The organism is Bartonella sp. TT110JLCBS (assembly GCF_042193405.1).
In the GTDB taxonomy this organism is placed as follows: domain Bacteria; phylum Pseudomonadota; class Alphaproteobacteria; order Rhizobiales; family Rhizobiaceae; genus Bartonella.
In genome coordinates, this window is the sequence record NZ_JBHILT010000224.1 from 1 (window position 1) to 328 (window position 328).

General features: G+C 39.3%; 1 protein-coding gene. It reads left to right on the forward strand.

Annotated elements, in window-relative coordinates:
- The coding region (locus tag ACFILW_RS10585) for an ABC transporter transmembrane domain-containing protein (protein ID WP_375685817.1) at positions 1-328 on the forward strand (328 nt) is incomplete at both ends.

Consider the following 328-nt stretch of genomic DNA (forward strand, 5'->3'; position numbering starts at 1 on the left):
TAATCTCCATTACTTTAATCGTAGGACCACTAGCTTTTTTAGGCGTTCGAATGGCTTTAAAACGCGTTCGCAGCTTGATGGAAAAAGAGCTCCTTTCACTTGGTGAAATTATCAAAATCGTACAGGAAACGGCTGTTGGTATTCGAATCATCAAGGCCTTTTCACTAGAAGAAGTCATGAAAAAACGGATGGACAAAGCCATTTGTGATGTTGAAAAACAAACAAACAGTATTGCAACACTCGAAGCTATTACCAATCCAATTATGGAAACACTCACGGGTGTTGCCATTGCAGGTATTATTTGTTTTTCCGGTTATCTTGCAACCCA